Below are 3,536 nucleotides of genomic sequence, written 5' to 3'. Positions count from 1 at the left end.
AGGGGGCACTGCGGCCGGCCGGGTTCAGCGCCCTGGAGAGGGTTCCGCAGCAGGTGTCCGAGGCCGGTATCCGTGAGTTCGGCGAGGACTTCTTCCCCCGCCGTGGGGAGGCGGGCACCGTCCGGTCGGCCCGGGCGCTCAGTCGAGGCCCTCTCACGGTGACGCGACGAGTGTCGGGACGGCGCCGCCGTCGGCGTAGTCGACGTGGACGCCCGCGAGGCCTCGGGACCAGGCGGTGGTGACCGGGGTGAGCCGGGCCCGGGTCAGTGGGGTGGGGCCGAGGCCGATGGCGAAGTGGGTGCGGCCGTCGCGGCTGCGATAGGGGCGGGGCCAGGCGTGGAGGTGGGTGGCGCCGGCTTCCTCCAGTGCGGTGAGGAGGGCCCGGAGGCGGCCGCGGACGGCGCCGAGGGACTCCTCGTCGGTGGTGACCACGGCCCAGGCGGCGTGGCGGCGGTGCAGCGGGGGCGGGGAGAGCAGGGCGGGCCAGGGGTCGGGGCTCTCGCTGCCGAGCTCCCAGGCGCGGTAGAGCTCCTCGGCGATCAGGTCGCGGGCGTCGGCGCCGACCTGGCCGGTGCAGCTGCGGACGGGGGCGGAGGGGGTGAGGACGGTCAGGGGAGCGGCGGACCGGTCCGTGGAGTCGGCCGTCAGGCTGACGGGTTGGCGCCAGTCCCAGCAGGCCCAGGTCTCGGCGAAGCGCTGGAACAGGGCGGCTTCGGCGGTGTCGTCCGTGTCCAGGACGGTCCGCGCGGCCAGCACCGACCAGGCCAGCGACGGTAGTTGGCCGAACGGCGCGGAGTCCAGGCCGCGCGCCCGCGCCCAGGTCTTGACCTCGCGGGCCAGTCGGACGAAACGCCCGTGCCGCTCACCGACCGCCGTCAGGATCGCCTCGGCGTCCGTGACCGCGCTCAGCGCGGTCGCGGCCGCCTCGCCCAACTCGGCGCGCCGGGCGACGGCTCGGGCCGGTTCGAGCTCACCGGTGAACACCACGACCAGGTCGACGGTCAGCCCGCCCGCCTCCAGCCGCAACCCGGGCACCCGGGCGCCGCGCACCTCGCGCACCCGGCCCGCCTCCGGCAGTGCGGCCGCCACCCGGGCGTGGACGCCCTCCAGATCGGCCGGGCCGGGCAGGGCCGCCACCAGGTCCAGGTCACCGCCGTCCAGCTGGCAGCCCAGCCGCCGCGAGCCGACGGTGTGGACCACGCCCTCGGGTAGCGCCGCAGCGATCCGTTCGGCCAACTCGGCGGCGACAGCCGTACGTTCAGCGGGCTCGGGCCGCGGCGGGACCACCGGCTCCGCAGGCGGGACCCGCACCTCGCCCGTCCCCAGCTCGACCACCGCGCGCACTCGCATCGGCTCGTCGCCCCGTCGGGAGAGCACCACCAGTTCGCCCACCCGCGCCGAGACCCCGTCGAGCCGGGCCGCGCAGTCGGCGGCCACCCGCTGCGGGTCCGTGCTGCGCCCGAGGGTCAGGTGCGGGGTGAAGCCCTCGGCGCGGCCCCGGCAGCGGGGGAAGCGCCGTTCGAGGGCGTGCCGCAGCGCCGCCCAGGGCTCGGGCGAGGCGGCGGCCGGGTCCAGCCAGACGGTGGCGCCCTCGCGGTGGCCGAAGGTGTGCACGCCGTCCAGGCGGGCGGTGAAGGGGGAGACCTCGGCGGCGGCCGCGCCGAGCAGCGGCAGGGCGCGGTCGAACTCGGCCTCCGGGACGTAGCCGAACAGCAGATTGACGTGCGGCGGCCAGCGGCGCAGCTGCGGGTCGTGCGCGGCGCGCAGGTGCTGGATCGGCGGCCACAGCTCCTCGGGCGGCAGCCAGGCGACGGCGGTGCGCGCGGTCGGCGCGGCGTCGAGCGTCGCCGGGGAGGAGCGGCCGCCGAGGGCGAGGTCGACGGCCACGCCGTAGTGGTCGGAGGGGTGGAGCCCGTCGGCGGTCGGGCGGTCGCCGAGCAGGGCGGCCCCCGTGGCGCGGGCGCGGTCGCAGCGGTGCAGCACGCGGTCGAGGCGGGCGGCTCGGCCGGTGAGCGTGGAGACGGCGGCGAGCGGGTTGGTGCTCGGGTCGAAGGTGGGGGTGTCGTCGGCCGGGCCGCGCACCTCGGTCCAGGCGTCCCGCAGCCCGAGTGCGGCGGCCGGGCCCGAGGGGCCGGAGCGGCCGTCGTTGAAGTCCCCGAGCAGCAGCAGCTCGCCCGTGACTGCGCCCAAGCCCTCGGCCAGCGCCGCGAGTTCGCTCTGCCGGCGGGCCGGGCCGTCCGGCGAGTGGTCGCTGCTCAGGTGGACGGCGGCGACGGTCAGTGGCGCGTCGGCGGTCCGGACGGTGACGGCGATGACGGCCTTGTGCGGGCCGAGCTGGTGCCGTCCGGCTTCCAGTACGGGGAGCCGGCTGAGCAGCAGCAGTCCGTGGTCGGCCACGTCAGAGCCGTTCGGGTCGGCGCCCAGGGTGTAGCCGTCCCGGACCCAGGGAGCGGCCAACAGCAGGGAGACCAGGGCCGGTTCGACCTCCTGCAGTGCGATGACGTCGGCGTCGGCGGCCGCCAGCGCGGCGAGCAGCAGCGGCCGGCGGCGGGCGGTGTCGATCCGGTCGGCGTCGTAGCGGTCCCACAGGGTGTTCCAGGTGACCACGCGCAGGCTGTCCGCGGCCGCCGTCCCGGCGTCGACGCCGGGCTGCCAGTCACCCTCCGGCTGCCAGGCGTGCGGGGCCGTGGCGGTGAAGAAGGGGGTGGGCAGGCGGCGCGGGTCGGTGCGGCGCCCGGCCTCGGTGGTGTCCAGGAGGTCCGTGCCGGTGGCGCGGTCCCACACCCGCACGCCGTCGGCCTCGACCCAGTGCACCCGGTGCCAGGGGATCTCGCCGGAGGCGGCGAAGGCCTCCAGCGGGACGCGCTTGGTGCGGTCGTCGCGCTGGCGCACGCCCAGGGTGAACCGGGCCGGGTCGAAGCGGGCGTCCCAGCGGATGCGCTGGCAGATCTGTTCGATGGGGCGCATCAGTCCTCCACGGGGTCGAGCGAGTCGAGCGTGCCCGCCGTGTCCTCCACGGTGCCACCCGGGCCGACGTACCAGGTGCGGTGCGCCTGGCCGGGATAGGGCGGGCTGTAGCGGTGCAGCTGGGCGGTGAGCACCTCGGGCGGCACCGGGTGCGGGCGTACGGCGTTGCGGCGCAGCAGCTCCTCCTCGTCGACCAGCAGCACCACCTGGGTGACCAGGGCGTCCCGGCGCCGGGCGACGGCGTGGACGTGGGAGCGCTGGTGGCGGTTGAGCGAGGTGGCGTCCCAGACCACGGTGGCGGCCGGGTCGGCGAGCGCGGCGTCCAGTCGGTCCAGGCCCTCGCGCAGCACCTCGGGGTTGTCGCGCTGGTCGGCGCGCGAGCCGCGGGCGGCGCGCAGGTCGTCCAGGCTGATCCGGGTGGCGGCTCCGGGCAGCGTGGCGGCGAAGGTGCTCTTGCCGCTGCCGGCCGGGCCGCTCAGGTGGACCAGGCGGGGGAAACGGCCGTCGCGCCAGCGCCAGGCGGCGGCGACGGCCTCCGCCACGGTGGAGATCCGGCCGAGCGCGTAGGC

At 77.3% G+C, this 3,536-nt stretch carries 2 protein-coding genes; both read right to left on the bottom strand.

Annotation, left to right across the window (positions count from 1 at the left end):
• Nucleotides 1-153: 153 nt before the first annotated feature.
• On the bottom strand, nt 154-2,967 hold the full coding sequence (locus tag ACFQ87_RS42890) for a poly(A) polymerase (RefSeq protein WP_380616415.1): 2,814 nt from the start codon (nt 2,965-2,967) through the stop codon (nt 154-156).
• On the bottom strand, nt 2,967-3,536 hold a 570-nt coding region (locus ACFQ87_RS42885; protein ID WP_380616413.1), incomplete at its 5' end, for an AAA family ATPase. The genes ACFQ87_RS42885 and ACFQ87_RS42890, both read right to left, overlap by 1 nt.

This window comes from Kitasatospora sp. NPDC056531 (assembly GCF_042794375.1).
Taxonomy (GTDB): domain Bacteria; phylum Actinomycetota; class Actinomycetes; order Streptomycetales; family Streptomycetaceae; genus Kitasatospora.
This window is presented reverse-complemented; position numbering and strand designations above follow the sequence as displayed.

Bases quoted from the DNA above. Each gene is read 5' to 3' on its own strand.
- ACFQ87_RS42890 (WP_380616415.1), bottom strand. From the start codon at position 2,967: ATGCGCCCCATCGAACAGATCTGCCAGCGCATCCGCTGGGACGCCCGC.